Annotated in this window: 21 protein-coding genes; 12 read left to right on the forward strand and 9 right to left on the reverse strand. The window is 67.2% G+C overall.

Annotated elements, in window-relative coordinates:
* Nucleotide 1: 1 nt before the first annotated feature.
* Both J0J01_RS10470 and J0J01_RS10475 read right to left on the reverse strand, forming a co-directional pair.
* Nucleotides 2-955 carry an ABC transporter permease gene (locus J0J01_RS10470; protein WP_296380309.1) on the reverse strand — a complete coding sequence of 318 codons (954 nt, stop codon included), beginning with the start codon at nucleotides 953-955 and terminating at the stop codon, nucleotides 2-4.
* A 4-nt stretch (nucleotides 956-959) separates the two neighbouring features.
* On the reverse strand, nucleotides 960-2564 hold the full coding sequence (locus J0J01_RS10475; protein WP_296380311.1) for an ABC transporter substrate-binding protein: 1605 nt from the start codon (nucleotides 2562-2564) through the stop codon (nucleotides 960-962).
* 93 nt (nucleotides 2565-2657) lie between these two features.
* Here J0J01_RS10475 and J0J01_RS10480 point away from each other — a divergent pair, with 93 nt between their 5' ends.
* The 4 genes from J0J01_RS10480 to J0J01_RS10495 all read left to right on the forward strand — a co-directional run bounded on the left by J0J01_RS10480 (nucleotide 2658) and on the right by J0J01_RS10495 (nucleotide 6338).
* Nucleotides 2658-2849: a hypothetical protein gene (locus J0J01_RS10480; protein WP_296380312.1), complete on the forward strand. Its 192-nt coding sequence runs from the start codon at nucleotides 2658-2660 to the stop codon at nucleotides 2847-2849.
* A gap of 9 nt (nucleotides 2850-2858) precedes the next feature.
* Nucleotides 2859-4253, forward strand: coding sequence for an amidase (locus J0J01_RS10485; RefSeq protein ID WP_296380314.1), 1395 nt, complete (start codon nucleotides 2859-2861; stop codon nucleotides 4251-4253).
* Between the two features lie 13 nt (nucleotides 4254-4266).
* Nucleotides 4267-5862: an ABC transporter substrate-binding protein gene (locus tag J0J01_RS10490; protein WP_296380315.1), complete on the forward strand. Its 1596-nt coding sequence runs from the start codon at nucleotides 4267-4269 to the stop codon at nucleotides 5860-5862.
* A 107-nt stretch (nucleotides 5863-5969) separates the two neighbouring features.
* Nucleotides 5970-6338, forward strand: coding sequence for a DUF559 domain-containing protein (locus J0J01_RS10495; protein WP_296380317.1), 369 nt, complete (start codon nucleotides 5970-5972; stop codon nucleotides 6336-6338).
* Nucleotides 6339-6372: 34 nt separating this feature from the next.
* Here the strand turns inward: J0J01_RS10495 and J0J01_RS10500 are convergent, their stop codons facing one another.
* A complete protein-coding gene (locus tag J0J01_RS10500; RefSeq protein WP_296380318.1) occupies nucleotides 6373-7092 on the reverse strand; it encodes a haloacid dehalogenase type II in 720 nt (239 codons plus the stop codon).
* A gap of 12 nt (nucleotides 7093-7104) precedes the next feature.
* On the opposite strand from J0J01_RS10500, the gene J0J01_RS10505 reads away from it, so the two are divergent.
* Both J0J01_RS10505 and J0J01_RS10510 read left to right on the forward strand, forming a co-directional pair.
* Nucleotides 7105-7698 (forward strand): DNA-3-methyladenine glycosylase I, encoded by a 594-nt coding sequence (locus J0J01_RS10505; RefSeq protein WP_296380320.1) that lies wholly within the window; start codon nucleotides 7105-7107, stop codon nucleotides 7696-7698.
* Nucleotides 7695-9161, forward strand: coding sequence for a M81 family metallopeptidase (locus J0J01_RS10510; RefSeq protein ID WP_296380322.1), 1467 nt, complete (start codon nucleotides 7695-7697; stop codon nucleotides 9159-9161). The genes J0J01_RS10505 and J0J01_RS10510 overlap by 4 nt, the downstream gene beginning before the upstream one ends.
* A gap of 90 nt (nucleotides 9162-9251) precedes the next feature.
* On the opposite strand, the gene J0J01_RS10515 is transcribed toward J0J01_RS10510, so the two are convergent.
* Nucleotides 9252-9854, reverse strand: coding sequence for a class I SAM-dependent methyltransferase (locus J0J01_RS10515; RefSeq protein WP_296380324.1), 603 nt, complete (start codon nucleotides 9852-9854; stop codon nucleotides 9252-9254).
* The gene (locus tag J0J01_RS10520; protein ID WP_296380326.1) at nucleotides 9851-10120 is read right to left on the reverse strand and encodes a DUF3303 family protein; all 270 of its coding nucleotides are present in this window, start codon (nucleotides 10118-10120) and stop codon (nucleotides 9851-9853) included. Before J0J01_RS10520 ends, J0J01_RS10515 begins: the two co-directional genes overlap by 4 nt.
* Before the next feature lie 55 nt (nucleotides 10121-10175).
* On the opposite strand from J0J01_RS10520, the gene dapB reads away from it, so the two are divergent.
* Entirely contained in the window at nucleotides 10176-10988 is an 813-nt protein-coding gene (dapB, locus tag J0J01_RS10525; RefSeq protein ID WP_296380327.1) for a 4-hydroxy-tetrahydrodipicolinate reductase, read from the forward strand.
* On the opposite strand, the gene J0J01_RS10530 is transcribed toward dapB, so the two are convergent.
* A complete protein-coding gene (locus J0J01_RS10530; RefSeq protein ID WP_296380329.1) occupies nucleotides 10985-11464 on the reverse strand; it encodes a DUF2244 domain-containing protein in 480 nt (159 codons plus the stop codon). The genes dapB and J0J01_RS10530 overlap by 4 nt on opposite strands.
* Before the next feature lie 22 nt (nucleotides 11465-11486).
* On the opposite strand from J0J01_RS10530, the gene nth reads away from it, so the two are divergent.
* Nucleotides 11487-12125, forward strand: a complete 639-nt coding sequence (nth, locus tag J0J01_RS10535; RefSeq protein WP_365736604.1) for an endonuclease III — start codon at nucleotides 11487-11489, stop codon at nucleotides 12123-12125.
* Here nth and J0J01_RS10540 read toward each other — a convergent pair.
* Entirely contained in the window at nucleotides 12122-13444 is a 1323-nt protein-coding gene (locus J0J01_RS10540) for an MFS transporter (RefSeq protein WP_296380333.1), read from the reverse strand. The genes nth and J0J01_RS10540 overlap by 4 nt on opposite strands.
* On the reverse strand, nucleotides 13441-13881 hold the full coding sequence (gene nudB / locus J0J01_RS10545) for a dihydroneopterin triphosphate diphosphatase (protein ID WP_296380335.1): 441 nt from the start codon (nucleotides 13879-13881) through the stop codon (nucleotides 13441-13443). Before nudB ends, J0J01_RS10540 begins: the two co-directional genes overlap by 4 nt.
* Before the next feature lie 44 nt (nucleotides 13882-13925).
* Between nudB and dapD the strand changes: the two genes are divergently transcribed.
* Nucleotides 13926-14765 carry a 2,3,4,5-tetrahydropyridine-2,6-dicarboxylate N-succinyltransferase gene (gene dapD, locus J0J01_RS10550; protein WP_296380337.1) on the forward strand — a complete coding sequence of 280 codons (840 nt, stop codon included), beginning with the start codon at nucleotides 13926-13928 and terminating at the stop codon, nucleotides 14763-14765.
* Nucleotides 14766-14829: 64 nt separating this feature from the next.
* On the opposite strand, the gene J0J01_RS10555 is transcribed toward dapD, so the two are convergent.
* Nucleotides 14830-15297, reverse strand: a complete 468-nt coding sequence (locus tag J0J01_RS10555; RefSeq protein WP_296380338.1) for a nuclear transport factor 2 family protein — start codon at nucleotides 15295-15297, stop codon at nucleotides 14830-14832.
* Nucleotides 15298-15392: 95 nt separating this feature from the next.
* On the opposite strand from J0J01_RS10555, the gene J0J01_RS10560 reads away from it, so the two are divergent.
* From J0J01_RS10560 to J0J01_RS10570, 3 genes are read left to right on the forward strand one after another with little or no spacing between them, the layout of a single operon-like run.
* A complete protein-coding gene (locus J0J01_RS10560; protein ID WP_296380340.1) occupies nucleotides 15393-15878 on the forward strand; it encodes a hypothetical protein in 486 nt (161 codons plus the stop codon).
* A 32-nt stretch (nucleotides 15879-15910) separates the two neighbouring features.
* Complete coding sequence (locus J0J01_RS10565; protein WP_296380342.1) at nucleotides 15911-16468, forward strand: LemA family protein; 558 nt, start codon at nucleotides 15911-15913, stop codon at nucleotides 16466-16468.
* Between the two features lie 3 nt (nucleotides 16469-16471).
* Nucleotides 16472-17425, forward strand: coding sequence for a M48 family metallopeptidase (locus J0J01_RS10570; RefSeq protein ID WP_296380343.1), 954 nt, complete (start codon nucleotides 16472-16474; stop codon nucleotides 17423-17425).
* The last annotated feature ends 2 nt before the right edge of the window (nucleotides 17426-17427 follow it).

Raw genomic sequence — 17427 nt, forward strand, 5'->3', positions numbered from 1 at the left:
GTCAGCCCCGCTTGATGCGCGGATCCACGAAGGTCTGGATCACGTCGACGGTGAGATTGAGCATCATGAAGAAGAAGGCGAGCACCAGCGTGGTGCCCTGCAGGATCGGCAGGTCGCGGCGAAAGATCGCGCTGTTCAGCAGGAAGCCCGTGCCCGGCCAGGCAAAGACAGTCTCGATCAAAATCGAGCCGCCGATCAGGTTGCCGGCCTGCAGGCCCATCACGGCGAGACAGACGGGCGCGGCGTTCTTCAGCACGTGGAACAGGATCTGGCGGTCATTCATGCCCTTGGCCTGAAGCGCCGTCACGAACTCCATGCTGAGGATTTCCTTGATCGTCGAGCGCACGGTACGGGTCATCACCCCGAGCGGGATCACCGACAGGGCGATGGTCGGCAAGATCATGTGCCTGATGTGCGGCCAGTCGAGCCGCCAGCCGGTGGCGTTCTCCGGCCCCAGCCCCATCGGCGGCAGCCAGCCCAGCTCGACCGAGAAGATGATCACCAGCACGATCGCCAGCCAGAAGTGCGGCACGCTCACGCCGACCAGCGCGATCGAGGTCACCAGCCGATCGACGACCCGCGACTTGGCATAGGCCGCCGCCGTGCCGAGGACGATGGCCAGCGAGAACGCGACGAGGCAGGCCGCGATCGCCAGGATGATGGTGTTGCCGAAGGCCGAGCCGACCTCCTGCGCGACCGGCCGGCCGGTGCCGATCGAGGTGCCGAAGTCGCCGCTCAAGGTGACCAGTAGCCAGCGGCCGTACTGAACCGGCAGCGGCTTGTCGAAGCCGTAATACTCCTTGAGCTTGTCGACGACCTCCTTGGGCGCGTCGGGCGGCACGATCGCCGAGATCGGGTCGCCCGGCGCCAGATGGACCAGCGCGAACACGAGCAGCGACACACCGAACGCGACCGGCACCAGGTAGATCAGGCGGCGCAGCGCGTAGAGAAGCATCGCGCTACTGCATCGTGATCGGCGTGAAGTCCTGGAACCAGCTCTGGGCCTGCACGAAGCCCTTCACCTTGGGGCTCATGGCGCGCGGGTTGAGATCGTGCGCGATGTAGACCCAATAGGCCTGGTCGACGATGTAGGTGTGGACGTCGGCCAGCGCCTTGGTCTGCGCCGCCCTATCGAACGAGCTGTGCGCGGTGTTGATCAGGGCGTCGAGCTTCGGGTCCTTGAGGATGCCCCAGTTGGCGCCGCGCGGCGGCACGAAGTCGGAGTGATAGAGCCGCATGAACGCCGAGTAGGGATCGACCGTGGCGCGACTGATGTTGATGCCGTTGGTGCCGGCCTTGGTCGAGGCGTCGCCGGTCACCGGCTGGAAGGAGAAGGTCACCAGCGCGTTCCACTCCATCACCTCGAACGTGGCGTCGAAGCCGACGGCGTTGAGGTTCTCCTGCACGTACTCGTTCATCGGTAGCGGCAGCATCTGGCCCGAGCCCGAGGTCGAGATCGCGATCTTGATCTTGGGCTTCTTGGTCGCGCTGTAGCCGGCCTCGGCCAGCAGCTTCTTGGCCGCCGCCGGATCGTACTTGATGTCGAAGCTCGGCGTGCCGAACCACGGATGGCCGGGATAGACCACGCCCTTGGACTCAATCATCAGGCCGCCCAGCAGCTTGGTGAGGCCGGCGCGGTCGATCGCGAGGTTGGCGGCCTTGCGCACGCGGATGTCGGTCCACGGCGAGCCCTCGACCATGCTGGGCTGATAGGCCCAGTTGTGCGGATACTTGTTGGTGACGATCGACATGCCGCCCTGCTTGAGCCGCGGGATGGCGTCGGGCGCCGGCACCTCTATCCAGTCGACCTGGCCTGCCAGCAGCGCCGCGGTGCGGGTCGCCGCCTCCGGCATCGGGAACAGCAGGATCTTGTCGAGCTTCGGCACGCGCGCCTTGTCCCAGTAGCCGTCGAAGCGCGACAGCTCCATGCGCTCGCGCGGCACGACGCGATCGACCTTGAACGGACCGGTGCCGATCGGCTGCAGCGCCACCTTGACCCAATCCTTGCCGAGCTTCTCCCACTGGGTCGGGCTCGAATAGAGGATGTAGGACATGTCGTAGGGGAACAGCGCGTTGGCGATGCGCGTGGTGAGCTCGACGGTGTACTTGTCGATCGCCTTCCAGCCGACCAGCGTCGGCACGCGCTGGCGCGACTGCGCGGCCTGCTTGGGATCGAACTGGGGCGACTTGTCGTTCAGGATCTTCTCGAGGTTCCAGACCACGACGTCGGCGTCGAAATCGGTGCCGTCCTGGAATTTCACGCCCTGGCGCAGCTTGAAGATCCAGCGCTTGCCGTCGCCGCCTTCGACGGCCGACCATTCGGTGGCGAGGCCCGGCTTGATGTCGGCCAGCACGTCGGCCTTGCTGAGGTCCCAGTTCACCAACGCGTCGTAGATCGTGTAGCCCGCGAAGCGATAGCCCTCGAAGCCCTGGTCGGGCTGACCGGTGGTCTGCGGGATGTCGGCGGCTGTCATGCCGATGCGCAAGGTGCCTTGTGAGAAGGCAGGTGCTGCAGTCGCAGCGAAGAGCCCGGCCACAGCGGCCAGGCGAAGGCGCTTGAACATTCACTACTCCCCTGTTCGAGAGCGGGATATGCAAGGGCCAAGCCAAGCTACGCGGCATAACGCTTGCATGAGCTCTGGCGCCGGGAGGGTACAATGTCGTCGCCGAAGGCACCATCACTCGAGGAGTTCCGGGCGCACGCCGCGCTGACCGGGCTTCCCCTGACGCCGGAGGACATCGAGCACCTGCACAAGGGCTATGTCGGGCTGCTCGAGTTGATGCAGCGCATCCCCACCCATTGGGCCTGGGCGGCCGAGCCGCCGCAGGTCTTCCGGGCCGACGAGTAGGGGATCGATATGACCGATCTGACCCTGCTCGGCATCGCCGAGGCCGGCCGCCTGCTGGCGCGCGGCGACATCACCGCAACGGCGCTCACCGAGTCGTTCCTGAAGCGCATCGACGCCGTGGATCACAAGATCGCGAGCTACATCACCGTCACCGCCGACCTGGCCCGCAGTGCGGCACGCCAGGCCGACATGGAGCTCAAGGGCGGCCTGCGCCGCGGCCCGATGCACGGCATACCTGTGGCGCTCAAGGACATCTACGAGACGGCCGGTGTGCGCACGACCGGGCACTCGGCGCTCAGGAAGGACTACGTGCCGACGATCGACGCCGAGACCGTGCGGCGACTGAAAGATGCCGGCGCCGTCATCCTCGGCAAGCTCGGCACGCACGAGTTCGCCAACGGCGCGATGACGCCGGACCAGCCGTTCCCAGCCGTGCTCAATCCGTGGAACACCAAGTACCAGCCCGGCGGCTCGTCGAGCGGCTCGGGCGCGGCGGTCGCGGCGCAGCTCTGCATGGGGGCGATGGGCTCCGACACCGGCGGCTCGATCCGCAACCCGGCGGGCTTCTGCGGCACCGCCGGCATCAAGCCGACCTACGGGCTGGTCAGCCGCTGCGGGATCTTTCCGCTCTCGTTCAGCCTCGACACCGCCGGCCCGCTCGCCTGGACGATGGAAGACTGCGCGCTGATGCTCGACGTGCTGGCCGGACACGATCCCAACGATCAGGGCTCGGCCAAGGCGGCGAAGGTCGATTACGGCGCGGCCTGTCATCGTCCGATCAAGGGCATGCGGATCGCGCTGGCGCGGCACTGGTACGAAGGCAAGGACCAGGTCACGCCCGACATGAAGAAGGGCATCGACGAGGCGGTGCGCGTGCTGAGGGACCTCGGCGCGACGGTCGACGAAGTCACCTTCCCCGACATCCGGGACTATCACATCTGCGGCCGCACCATCATCACGGTCGAGGCGCACGCCATCCATCGCCAGGAGGTGATCGAGACGCCGGAGAAGTTCGGCTACACGACGCGCCGGCGCTTCCAGCTCGGTGCCTTCCTGACCGCCGAGCAGTACATCTCGGCGCTGCGCTTCCGCCGGCAGCTCACGCTCGATACCCGCGCGGCGATGCGCGGCTACGACCTCGTCATGTGCGCCAACCATTGGGGCGCGCCGGACAAGTTCGAGGAGCCGCAGCCGATCTTCCACTTCTTCGGCAAGCCGTCGCTCACCATGCCGTTCAACGTCACCGGCCAGCCGGCGGCGACGATCTGCTGCGGCTTCGGCAGCGACGGCTTTCCGCTCAGCTTCCAACTCGCCGGCCGCGCCTTCGACGAGGCGTCGGTGTTCGCCGCCGGCGCTGCCTACGAACGCGCCACGTCGTGGCGCTCGCACCGACCAAAACTCTGACCCGGAGTCCTCGATGACGCTGTCCCGTCGTTCCTTCGTGGCCGCCAGCGCCCTCGCGGCCCTGCCGATCCCGGCGCTGGCGCAGGAGAAGGTGGTGCGCTTCGGCATCTCAATGGCCGACGTGCCGTTGACGACAGGACAACCCGATCGCGGGGCCGGTGCCTACAAGTTCACCGGCCTCACCCTCTACGATCCTCTGGTCGCCTGGGAGCTCGATGTCGCCGACCGGCCGGGCAAGCTGATCCCCGGCCTCGCCACCGGCTGGAAGGTCAACGACACCGACAAGACGCTGTGGACCTTCACCTTGCGCGACGGCGTGAAGTTCCACGATGGCTCGGCCTTCACCGCCGATGCCGTGATCTGGAACCTCGAGAAGGTGTTCAACAAGGACTCAGCCCAGTTCGATCAGCGCCAGGCCGCGCAGGTGCGGCCGCGGCTGCCCTCGATCGCCTCCTACAAGAAGACCGGCGACAGGGAGGTCGAGATCAAGACCAAGGCGGTCGACGCGCTCTTTCCCTATCAGATGCTGTGGTTTCTGGTGTCGAGCCCGACCCAATGGGAGAAGCTCGGCAAGGACTGGAACAAGTTCGCGTCCGAACCGTCAGGCACCGGCCCGTTCAAGCTGGCCCGCCTGGTGCCGCGCGAGCGCGCCGAGCTGGTGAAGAACGAGGGCTACTGGAATCCCGGCCGCGTGCCGAAGACCGATCGCCTGATCCTGATCGTCGCGCCGGAAGACTCGTCACGCACCGCGGCGCTGCTGTCGAACGCGGTCGACATGATCGAGACGCCGCCGCCCGATGCCGTCGCGCGCCTCAAGCAGGGCGGCATGAAGATCGAGCAGAACGTGACGCCGCATGTCTGGAACTACCATCCGTCGATGGTCGAGGGCTCACCGTGGACCGACATCCGCCTGCGCAAGGCGGCCAACCTGGCGATCGACCGCGATGCGATCGTCAAGCTGCTGAACGGCCTCGCGCGGCCGGCCTACGGGCAGGTCGACAAGACCAATCCGTGGTTCGGCAAGCCGACGTTCGAGCTCAAGTACGCGCCGGACGAGGCGCGCAAGCTCATGACCGCGGCGGGCTTCAGCAAGGCGAGCCCGCTCAAGACCAGGTTCGTGGTCGCCTCGGGCGGCACGGGCCAGATGCTGTCGCTGCCGATGAACGAGGCGATCCAGGAGATGTTCAAGGAGGTCTATATCGACGTCGAGTTCAAAGTGGTGGAGCTCGAGGCGATGTACACGGCCTGGCGCGCCGGCGCGAAAGCCGACATGAACAAGGACATCACCGCCAACAACATCGCCTACGTCACCTCGGACCCGGTCTACGCCATCACCCGCTTCTTCGCCTCCAACCAGGCGGCGCCGGTCGGCGTGAACTGGAGCTACTACAAGAACGACGCGGTCGACGCGCTGGTCACCGAGGCGCTGAACACCTTCGACTCGGCCAAGCAGGACGCCCTGATGGCTAAAGTGCACGAGAAGGTGGTCGACGACGCAGTGCTGATCTGGGTCGTCCACGACACCAACCCGCATGCGCTGTCGCCCAAGATCAAGTCGTACGTCCAGGCCCAGCACTGGTTCCAGGACCTGACGACGATCGGGGTCTAGCTCATTTTCCCTCCCTCGCCTTGCGGGGGAGGGCTAGGGAGGGGGTAAGCAACCAAAAGCTGTATCCTCACCATAATTTCGCCAAATCGAATTCGCAAGCTTGCAGCATGAGCGACTTTGCTCGTGAGCTGCGCAACAACGCGACCAACGCCGAACGCCGTCTCTGGCATCACCTGCGTCGCAGACAACTAAGCGGATTCAAATTTCGCAGGCAACGACCGATCGGCCCGTATATCTGCGACTTCGTGTGCCTGGAGGCGGGGCTGATCGTCGAATTGGACGGCGGTCAGCACGCCGAGCGCGTTGCGCATGATATGAGGCGAGACGACTTCCTGAGAACGGAAGGCTTTCGCATCCTGCGGTTCTGGAACGACGATGTACAGGCCGAGATCGGGTCGGTCGTCGATACCATCTTCGAGGCATTGAATCGGCCGGAGATGGATGGACGGTTGGACGATCGCCTTCCCCCTCCCTAACCCTCCCCCGTAAGACGGGGAGGGGAAATGAGGCTCAGGCGCCGATCTTCTTCGCCAGCTCGATCATGGTGTTGCCGACGGCATCCCATTCGCCCTCGGGCTTGAGATCGCGCTTCTGGCCGGGGCCATGCTCGTTCGGCCGAATCACGAAGCCGGTCGACAGGCCGCACTTCTGCGCCGCCGCCAGGTCGCCGTTGTGGGCGGCGCACAGCATCACCTGGTGCGGCTTGAGGTACATGCTGTCGACCACGCCGAGATAGGATTCGGGGTCGGGCTTGTAGTGCTTGAAGGTCTCGCCGGAGAAGCAGTGATCCCAGGGGATGCCGCTGTTCTTTGCCATGTTGATCAGGAGCGCGACGTTGCCGTTGGAGAGCGTGGCGACGACGAACTTCTTCTTCATCATGCCGATGCCCTCGTTCGAGTCGGGCCACGGCCGGAGCTTGTGCCAGAGGTGGGTGAACTCCCACGACCCCGCCTCGCCGGGATGCTTGAGCCCGCGCTTCTTCAGCAGCATCTCGAACGCCTCCTTGTGGAGGTCGTCGATGCGCGTCCACGGCAGCTCGCCCTTGCGCACGCGGGTCATCTGCGGCTGGTAGAGGCCGCGCCAGTCGTCGGCGAAGCTCGTCCAGTCGGTCTCGAGGCCGTATTTCTTGCCCAGTTTCGGCAGGTCCTTGATCAGGCTGCCGCGCCAGTCGACCACCGTGCCGAACACGTCGAAGATGCAGACCTTGAGGTCGCTGAGATCCTTGGGCATTAGTTCCTCCACATGGCTTGGAAGAACAATACGGTCACCGGCACCGACGGCAAGGCGCGTTGCGGCTGGGCGAGCGCCGACCCGCTCTATCAGCGGTATCACGACACGGAATGGGGCCGGCCGCTCAGGGACGACCAGGCGCTGTTCGAGCTCTTGTCGCTGGAGGGATTCCAGGCCGGCCTGAGCTGGATCACGGTGCTGCGCAAGCGCGAGCACTATCGCAAGGTCTATGACGGCTTCGATCCCAGGAAGATCGCGCGCTATACCCCCGCCAAGGTCGCGAAGCTGCTGGCCGATCCCGGCATCATCCGCCATCGCGGCAAGATCGAAGCCAGCATCGGCAATGCCAAGGCCTACCTCGCGCTGGTCGAGCGCGAGGGCTCGTTCGCGAAGTTCCTGTGGAGCTTCGTCGGCGGCAAGCCGAAGAAGAACCACCCCAAGACCCCGAAGGACGTGCCGGCCAAGTCGCCCGAATCGGACGCCCTGTCCAAGGCGCTGCAGAAGGCGGGCTTCAAGTTCGTCGGCTCGACCATCTGCTACGCCTTCATGCAGGCCTCGGGTATGGTCGACGACCATGTCGCGGGCTGCCACCGGAGCAAGCCGTGACCCGCGTCTACATCGGTGCGCTGGGCACCGAGACCAACCAGTTCGTGCCCTTCCCGACCGGCCTGCGCGGCTACCAGGAGCACGGCATCTGGCGCGGCGACGCGACCAAGGCCAAGCCGACCAACTTCACCGCCCCGGTCCATGTCTGGCGGCGCGAGGCCGAGACGCGCGGCTGGACCGTGATCGAGGGGCTCAGCACCTTCGCCGCCCCGTCCGGCACGACCGTGCGCTCGGTCTACGAGGGCTTCCGCGACGAGATCCTCGCCGGCGTGACGGCGGCGCTGCCGCTCGATGCGGTGCTGATCAACGTGCACGGCGCGATGGTCGCCGACGGCTATGACGACTGCGAGGGCGACCTGCTGTCGAGGATTCGCGCCATCGTCGGGCCCAAGGTCGCGATCGGGGCCGAGTTCGACCTGCATTGCCATCTCAGCGCCCTGATGCTCGACAGCGCCGACGCGTTGGTCGGCTACAAGGAATACCCGCACACCGACACGATGGAACGGGCGGCAGAGCTGTTCGCCATCGTCGCCGACACGGTCGCGGGTAAGGTGAAGCCGGTGATGGCGCGCTACGACTGCCGCATGATCGCGCAGTACCGCACCTCGGTGCCGCCGATCAGCGAGTTCGTGGAACGCATGAAGTCGCTCGAGGGCAAGGACGGCATCCTGTCGGTGTCGCTGAGCCACGGCTTCTCCTTCGCCGACGTCGAGGATGTCGGCACCCGCACGCTGGTCGTCGCCGACGGCGACACCGCCAAGGCGGAGAAACTGGCGAAGCAGCTCGGCGAGGAGCTGTGGGCCAACCGTGAGCGCTACGCCACGAAGTACCTCACCATCGACGAGGCGATGGACCGCGCCGCCTCGCACAACCAGGGCCCGCTGGTGCTGGCCGACCGCGCCGACAATCCGGGCTCGGGCGCGCCGGGCGATTCGACCTTCGTGCTGAAGGCTCTCATCGAGCGCCGGATCGGTCCGGCGCTGTTCGGGGTGATGTGGGACCCGATGGCGTTCCAGATCGCCGAGGAGGCGGGCGAGGGCGCGCGCATCCGAATGAGACTCGGCGGCAAGTCGGGCGCGGTGAGCGGCGCGCCGGTCGATCTCGACGTCACGGTGAAGAGGATCGCGCGCGACGTCTTCCAGCCCTACGGGCCGGTGATGTCGCCGCTGGGCGACATGGCGCTGCTGTCGTCGGAGCACGTCGACGTCGCGATCTGCACGCGGCGCAACCAGACCTTCCATGCCGACGCCTTCCGCGCGGTCGGCGCCGAGCCCGCCGACTACCGCGTCGTGATCGTGAAGAGCGCGCAGCACTTTTATAGTGGCTTCGTCGGGCTCGCGAAGGAGATCCTCTACGTCGCCTCGCCCGGCGCCGCCGATCCCGACGTCACGCGCTGGCCCTACACCAAGCGCAAGACGCCGTTCTGGCCCAAGACGGCCGATCCCTGGACCACCTCATCCTGAGGAGCCGCGCATAGCGCGGCGTCTCGAAGGATGGCAACGCGCACCGTGCTCGTGGCCCACCCTTCGAGACGCGGCGCTTCGGGCCGCTCCTCAGGGTGAGGTGCGTCGGAAGGCCAGCCGCGTCCAGGTGACGTCCGGCTGGGCCTGAACCGAGCCGGTCACGGTGTTCACCACGCAAGCGAGCCCTTCGCGGGCCGCGAGCGCGATCGTCTCCTCGGCCGACACATCGAACATCCGCCGTCCGGCAGGCACCGGCCCGTGCCGCAGCGACAGGATCAGCACGCCGCCCGGCGCGACCAGCGACGCGACCGCCGGCATGGCTTGGGCGCGCTGTGCCGCGTCGAGATGCATCCAAACCGCGGTCGCCACCACGACATCGAACATCTCGTCGCGCGCCCGCACGACCGCGAGACCCGGCAGCCCGTCAGCCAACCATTCGATGTGTGGCGAGGGATGGAGCTTTCGCGCGCCTTCGCGCAACGCGTCGACCGGCTCGACGGCCACGACGCGATGGCCCATCGCGGCGAAGGCCGCCGCATCGCGGCCGCTGCCGGCGCCGATGTCGAGCAGGCGCGCCGGCGTCCTGGGAATCAGGTGCCAGACCGGACGATGGATGTCCTCGACCGCGATCGCCTCGTAGGTCTTGAGCAGGGTCGACGCTTCGTTGGCATAACCGGCGGTGCTGTCGGTCACAGCAGCGGCTCCAGCGCGGCGCGCGTCGTCTTGCCTTCGGTCACCGGCACGACCTCGAACTCGACCAGCTCCTGCCAGTCGGCGATCCAGCGCTGGAACAGCGTGACGTCGTCGGCTTCCATGAGCTGGAAGCAGCGGCTCAAGTCGGCGCTGACGTAGCTGGCGACGAACTTCAGGCCATCGGGCAGGCCGCGGCCCTGCTGCAGCTTGCGATAGACCGCCTTGCCGTCCTGATTGCGGAACTTCTCGACCACCATGAACAGCATGTGCGACTCCCCGTCCGAAAGGCTAGTCTAGGCGAAGCAGACCACGGGGAAACACATGAAGATCGCTGTCGCCGGCGCGGCCGGCCGGATGGGCCAGATGCTGATCCGCGAGATCGCCCGCACCGAGGGCGCCACCCTGGCCGGTGCGCTCGAAGGATCGGGCAGCGACCTGCTGGGCCGCGACGCCGGCGAGGTGGCGGGCGTCGGGACCAGCCATCGCAGCCTCAAGGGCGTGAAGATCGTCGCCGACGTCGGCGCCGCGATCGGCGGCGCCGACGCGGTGATCGACTTCACCGTGCCGGCGGCGACGGTCGAGCATGCCCGAGTCGCGGTCGAGAAGGGCGTGTCGATGGTGATCGGCACCACCGGCCTCGATCCGCAGCAGACGGCGGCGATCCACGAGGCGGCCAGGAAGATCCCGATCCTGTGGGCGGCCAACATGTCGATCGGCATCAACATCCTGCTGGCGCTGGTCGAGAAGACCGCGTCGATGCTCGATCCTGCCTACGACATCGAGGTGCTGGAGATGCACCACCGCCACAAGATCGACGCGCCGTCGGGCACCGCGCTGGCGCTGGGCCGCGCCGCCGCGGCCGGCCGCCAGGTCAAGCTCGAGGATGTCTGGCGCAAGAGCCGCGACGGCCATACCGGCGCGCGGCCGTCGGGCGAGATCGGCTTCGCCACCCTGCGCGGCGGCGAGGAGGTCGGCGTGCACACCGTGATGTTCGCCGCGGCCGGCGAGCGGCTGGAGCTCAACCATCGCGCCTTCAGCCGCGAGACCTATGCCTCGGGTGCCGTCCGCAGCGCGTTGTGGCTGCGCGGCAAGAGCCCCGGGCTCTACGGCATGAAGGACGTGCTGGGGCTTTAGGGCTCGTTGTCCCAGGGATGCTCGAAGCGCGGCGCGCGCATCGCCGCGAGGGCGACCTGCAGTTCTTCCGCGACCCTCGCCCGCTCGGCCGGCGCCAGGAAGCGGCCGATCACCACGCGGTCGCGCCGCGAGGTCAGGATCAGGCGCTCGCCGGCATAGATCTTGAGCCAGTAGGCCTCCAGCCGCTGCACCTCGCGCTCGCCCTCGGGCGACACGCGTTCGACCACCAGCTCGCGGTCGGTCAGGGTCAGGGTCTCGCTGCGGCGGGCGTCGAAATAGTTGCGGTCGAACAGCCACCACAGCAGCACCACATCGAGGCCGCAGAAACCCGCGATCGGCCAGGCGCCCAGCCAGTACATCGGCAGCGCAACCAGCAGGTTGGCCAGCAGGACCGCCCGGATCAGCCATTTGAAGCCCACCGGCGACAAGCTGCGGTGGGGCCGCAAAAGCGTGGAAAAGTGCACCGTCTCGGCCATGCTATGAACCTATATGGCCCTGATGAAGCCCAGCGTCATCCCCGAGTTCTTCGCCCGCCTCAAGCAGGCGATGCCGGAACCGGAGACCGAGCTGGAATACGACAATGTCTACCAGCTCCTGGTCGCCGTGGTGCTGTCGGCCCAGGCGACCGATGTCGGCGTCAACCGCGCCACCACGCCGCTGTTCAAGATCGTCAAGACGCCGCAGCAGATGCTGGCGCTCGGCGAGAGGAAGCTGATCGGCTTCATCAAGACCATCGGGCTGTTCCGTACCAAGGCAAAGAACGTCATCGGGCTCTCGAAGCTGCTGGTCGACACCCACGGCGGCGAGGTGCCGCACACCCATGAGGAATTGCAGGCCCTGCCCGGCGTCGGCCGCAAGACCGCCAACGTCGTGATGAACGTGGCGTTCGGCGAGGCGACCATCGCGGTCGACACCCACATCTTCCGGGTCGGCAACCGCACCGGCCTGGCGCCCGGCAAGAACCCGCTCGAGGTCGAGCTGAAGCTGCTGAAGCGCGTGCCCGAGGAATACCGCCTGCACGCCCATCACTGGCTGATCCTGCACGGTCGCTACACCTGCAAGGCGCGCAAGCCCGAATGCCCGCGCTGCGTGGTCAGCGACCTCTGCACCTTCAAGGCCAAGACGGTCGCGCTCTAGGACCGCTCCTCGCGCACGCGGCCCAGCAGGACGAAGCCCGCGACCAGGAAGACCAGCACGCAGGCGATGCCCCAGCGGGTCGACTGCGTCTGGGTGGTCACGAGGTCGACCGCGAGCGGCGCCATCCATGCGGTGGCGCGGCCGCTGAGCGCGAACAGGCCGAAGAACTCGCCGGTCATGCCGGGCGGCGCCAGCCGGCCGACCAGGGTGCGGCTCGCCGCCTGCATCGGCCCCATGCAGAAGCCGAGCAGCAGCGCGAAGCCCATAAAGGCCAGCTCCTGCGCCGAGCCGAACAGGCCGCGCGTCGGGTCGAGCGGACCGGCGGTCACGACATACAGCACGCGGTCGGCGGTGATGCCGAGGATGCCGATGGTCGCCACGATCACCCCGGCGGTCGCCAGCCGCACCGTCCGCCTGCTGCCCAGCGTATCGTCCAGCCAGCCGCCCAGCATGGCACCCGGAATGGCGAGCAACGTGATGATGATGCCGAAGATGCCGAGCGTCCGGATATCCCAGCCGAACGCCGCCTTGGCGTAGACGCCGCCGAACGCGATGATCGCCGCCAGCCCGTCGTTGTAGAGCATGAAGGCGATCAGATAGAGGAACGCATTGCGATGATGGCGCAGCTCGCGCAGCGTCGTCAGCAGCGAGGCGCCACCCTGCCGCGCGCACTGCCAGAGCGACAGCGACCGCGTCTTGGCAAGGTCGGGGGTGAACAGGAACATCGGCAGCACGAACACGACCAGCCACAATGCCGAGGCCGGCCCCGTCGCGCGCTCGATGGCGTGACTGTCGCCGTTCCCCAGCACGGCCTGCGCGACCAGCACGATCGCCAAGGCGATCAGGCCGCCGATATAGCCCAGCCCCCAGGCGAAGCCGCTCAGCCGGCCCATGCGCTGCGGCCGTACGATGTCGGGGAGCTGCGCGTTGTTGAACACGATCGACATCTCCGCGCCGATGGTGGCCAGCACGACCGCGAAGACGATCGGCCAGACCAGCTCGGGCCGGCCGGGATAGGCCCACCACAGCGGCACGCAGCCCAGCACCACCAGGATCTGGAAGAAGAAGACATAAGGTTTGCGCCGGCCGCCGGCGTCGGCCATGGCGCCGAGGAACGGGCTCAGCACGGCGATGACGATGCCGGAGGCCCATTGCGTCACCGCCCAGGTCGCCTGGCCCTTGACCGGGTCGGAGATCATCGTGGAAGCGACGTAGGGGCCGAAGATGAACGTCGTGACGACGGTGAAGAACGGCTGGTTCGCCCAGTCGAACAGCGCCCAGCCGAAGCGGCCGAGCGGCAACGCCTCTTGCTTCTTCATCGGCCGGCTCGCTGCGCCAGTTGCCGGACCGCGTCGCGATTGGTCGGCGAAAAGACCTTCTCCATCGCCTGCTGCCAGGGCAGCCAGAGCTGGGCGGCGTGCTCGGCGGGATCGAGCGTGGCGACGGTGACCTCGGGCACCAGGAATCCGTACACGTGCTCGGTGTTGTGCGTCACGTCCGGCGCGTAGCGGGCCCGCCATTGCGGCCAGATCTCGTAGCGGTTGGTCAGCCGCCAGTCGGTGAGCGTACCTGCAGAAAGGCCGGTTTCCTCGAGCAATTCCCGGCGCGCCGTCGCCTCGAGGTCGGGGTCGTCCGGCTCGCGCGAGCCGGTCACCGACTGCCAGAAGCCGGGATTGGCCGCACGTTCGATCAGGAGCACGTCCAGTGCGGCGGTATGGACCACGACCAGCACCGATTCGGGGAGCTTGAACGCCATTGGGCCCAACATATAAGGTCCGCCGGCCTATTTTGAGGGGACAAATGAGCAAGCAGCTGGAAGCCGCCATCGACGCGGCCTGGGAGAAGCGCGACGGCATCAACAGCGCCACCAGGGGCGAGGTCCGCGAGGCGGTCGAGACGGCGATCGCCGGCCTCGACGACGGCACCTACCGCACCGCCGAGAAGTTCGGCGACGAATGGGTGGTCCACCAGTGGCTGAAGAAGGCCGTGCTGCTCTCCTTCCGGCTCTACGATTCGGTCCCGATGGACGGCGGCGCCGCCTTCCCGGGGATGGGCGCCGCGCCGTGGTTCGACAAGGTGCCGCTCAAGACCACCGGCTGGAATGCCGCCCGCTTCGCCAAGGCCAACTACCGATCGGTGCCAGGCTCGGTGGTGCGCCGCGGCTCCTACATCGCGCCGTCGGTCGTGCTGATGCCCTCGTTCGTCAATCTTGGCGCCTATGTCGATTCGGGCACCATGGTCGACACCTGGGCGACCGTCGGATCGTGCGCCCAGATCGGCAAGAACTGCCATCTGTCGGGCGGCGTCGGCATCGGCGGCGTGCTCGAGCCGCTGCAGGCCAACCCGGTGATCATCGAGGACAACTGCTTCATCGGCGCGCGCTCGGAAGTGGTCGAGGGCGTGATCGTCGGCACCGGCGCGGTGCTGTCGATGGGCGTGTTCATCTCGGCCACCACCAAGGTGGTCGATCGCGCGACCGGCCAGATCCATATCGGCAAGGTGCCGCCCTATTCGGTGGTCGTGCCGGGCAACATCGGCGGCGGCCCGGATCGCCCGTCGACCTACTGCGCGGTGATCGTGAAGACCGTCGACGAGCGCACCCGCTCCAAGACCTCGATCAACGAGCTGCTGCGCGATTAAAGATCCCTCGGCTTCGCCTCGGGATGACAGCTGTCATCCCGAGCGCATCGAGGGATCTTCCCAATCACTCCGTGTGGCGCTGCCACTCCGGCCGGGCTTTGATCTGCGCCGCTTCCTTGGCGAGGATCCTGGCCACGCGCTCGGGTGCGAAGCCGATGTCGAGCAGGCCGATCGCCGCGTTGGCGACCTCGCGGTACTCGGCGATCTTGCCGTCGCTGAGCCGCAGGATCGATACGCCGTCGAAGCCGACCCGCTTGCCCTGCGCCTCGGGCAGGGTCGAGACGTAGCTGAAGGTGTAATAGGCGTAGAGCATCGTGCCGTCGCTGACCGGCCGGAACATCTCCCAGCGGAAGTCGCGTGCGGTGCGGTGGAACCAGTCGTCGATCATCTCGGCGATCTTCTCGCGGCCCTTGAAGGCGCCATAGAACACGTCGTGATAGACGCCGTCCTCGGTGAACAAGGCCGCGAACCGCTTGCCGTCGCGGTGCTCGACCGCCGAGGTGAACTCCTTGAGCAACTCCGTGGCGTTCATCGGTCTCCTCCAGCCCGCATTCTATCGCGCACGCCCGCCATTTTGCAGCCGGAGGTTGTCGCGGCGGCGGGTGCCGCGCCCTATAGTCGCCCGGAATGCCCATCGCCGCGAAGCGACACCGGTCGAAGCGCCCGATGGCCATATTCGCTGCGGTATCCGCGGGCGTGCTGGCCATCGTCGCCACGACCGGATGCGCCTGGCTGCTGTTCGGGCCGTGCGGCATGTATGGCTGCCCGACCATCCGGGTCACGAGCCTGCCGCCGCGCGACAATCCGCTGGCGCGGGCCTTGTCGACGCCCACCGACCGGGAGCGCGTCGACTCGATCCCGAGCGCCGTCGTCAACGCCCAGTCCGGGATGCCGGCCAGTACAGCCTGCGCAGAGGCCGCCGTCGCCGGCTGCCGCTACAGCATCCCGTTGCAGACGAAGCGGGTGCATGTCGGCATGAATGAACTTGTGGGCTGCTCTTTCCTCGACGTCGCCGTCGAGGCCCGCACCCGCGGCGGCCCGAGGATCGCCAGCCTGGGATACCGGCCCATGACCTGCCCGGCGGCAATTCCGTCCGACCGACCTGCAGAGTAGACTCCCCGGCCCTGCAGCAAGGAGCCGTCGGCATGACTTTCTGGATCGTCCTCGGCATCGTCGTCCTGATCGCGCTCTGGCTGATCATGATCTACAACGGCCTGGTCGGCGGCCGCACCCAGGCGCAAACGGCGTGGAGCCAGATCGACGTGCAGCTCAAGCGCCGACACGATCTCATTCCCAACCTGGTGCAGGTCGTGAAGGACGCCATGGGCTACGAGCAGGAGACGCTCACCAAGGTGATCCAGGCGCGCAACGCGGCGGTGGCGGCGAATGCCGCCGGCCCGGCCCAGGCCGCACCGGCCGAGGCAGCACTCACCCTGGCGACGCGCGGCCTGCTCGGGCTGGTCGAAAGCTATCCGCAGCTCAAGGCCAACGACAACGTCAAGCAGCTCCAGGAGGAGCTCACCACCACCGAGAACAAGATCGCTTTCTCGCGCCAGTTCTACAACGACTCGGTCGCCTCCTATAACGTGCGCCGCCAGAGCTTCCCCGCGGTGCTGGCCGCGGGCTCGCTCGGCTTCGGCCGGATGGAGCTGTTCAACATGCCGGAGAGCGAGCGCGAGGTGCCGAAGGTCGCCCTGCGCTAGGCGATGGCCACCACCAATTTCGTCGCGGCGCAGCAGGCCAATCGCCGCAACACGATGCTGCTGCTGACCGGGCTGACCGTGCTCGCCGCCCTGTTCGGCTACCTGATCGGCTGGGTCCTGCAGAGCCAGGCGACCGACGATGTCGCCCCCGTCAGCAGCTTCGGCGTGACGGCCGCAGGGGCCCTGGCGGCGGCGAGCATCGGCTGGAGCCTGCTGTCGCTCGCCTTCGGCAGCCGCCTGGTCAACGCCATGGCCGAGGCCCGCGAGATCGCCAAGGACGACGCGCCGCAGCTCTTCAACGTCGTCGAGGAGATGTCGATCGCCGCCGGCGTGCCGATGCCCAGGGTGCGCATCATGGAGACCGAGGCGCTCAATGCCTTCGCAACCGGAACCTCGACGTCGAATGCCTCGATCGCCGTGACCCGCGGCCTCCTCGACCAACTCAATCGCGACGAGCTGCAGGGCGTGGTCGCGCACGAGATGGCGCACATCGCCAACCTCGACACCCGCTACATGACGGTGGTGGGCGTCACCGTCGGCCTGATCGCCCTGATCGCCGACATGACCCTGCGGGGGCTGCGGTGGGGCAGCTTCAGCAGCTCGCGCAGCAGCAGCGACCGGAAGAGCAGCGGCGCCGGCATCCTGGTGATCGTGCTGCTCGTCGTGGCGATCGTCGCGCCGATCGCCGCCAAGGCGGTGCAGATGGCGGTGTCGCGCCAGCGCGAGTACCTGGCCGACGCGACCTCGGTCCAGTTCACGCGCAATCCCAACGGCCTGATCGCCGCGCTGACCAAGCTCGCGGCCGCCGCCGCGCCCTTTCCCGGAGTGAGCCGTGCGACCCAGCACCTGTTCATCGTCAACCCGATCCAGACCTTCACCGCCCAATCCTCGGCGCTCATGGCGACGCATCCCGACATCGCCGATCGCATCGCTCGCCTGCGCAATCTGGGCGGCTAGCG

Source organism: Reyranella sp., from assembly GCF_017305915.1.
Classification (GTDB): Bacteria; Pseudomonadota; Alphaproteobacteria; order Reyranellales; family Reyranellaceae; genus Reyranella.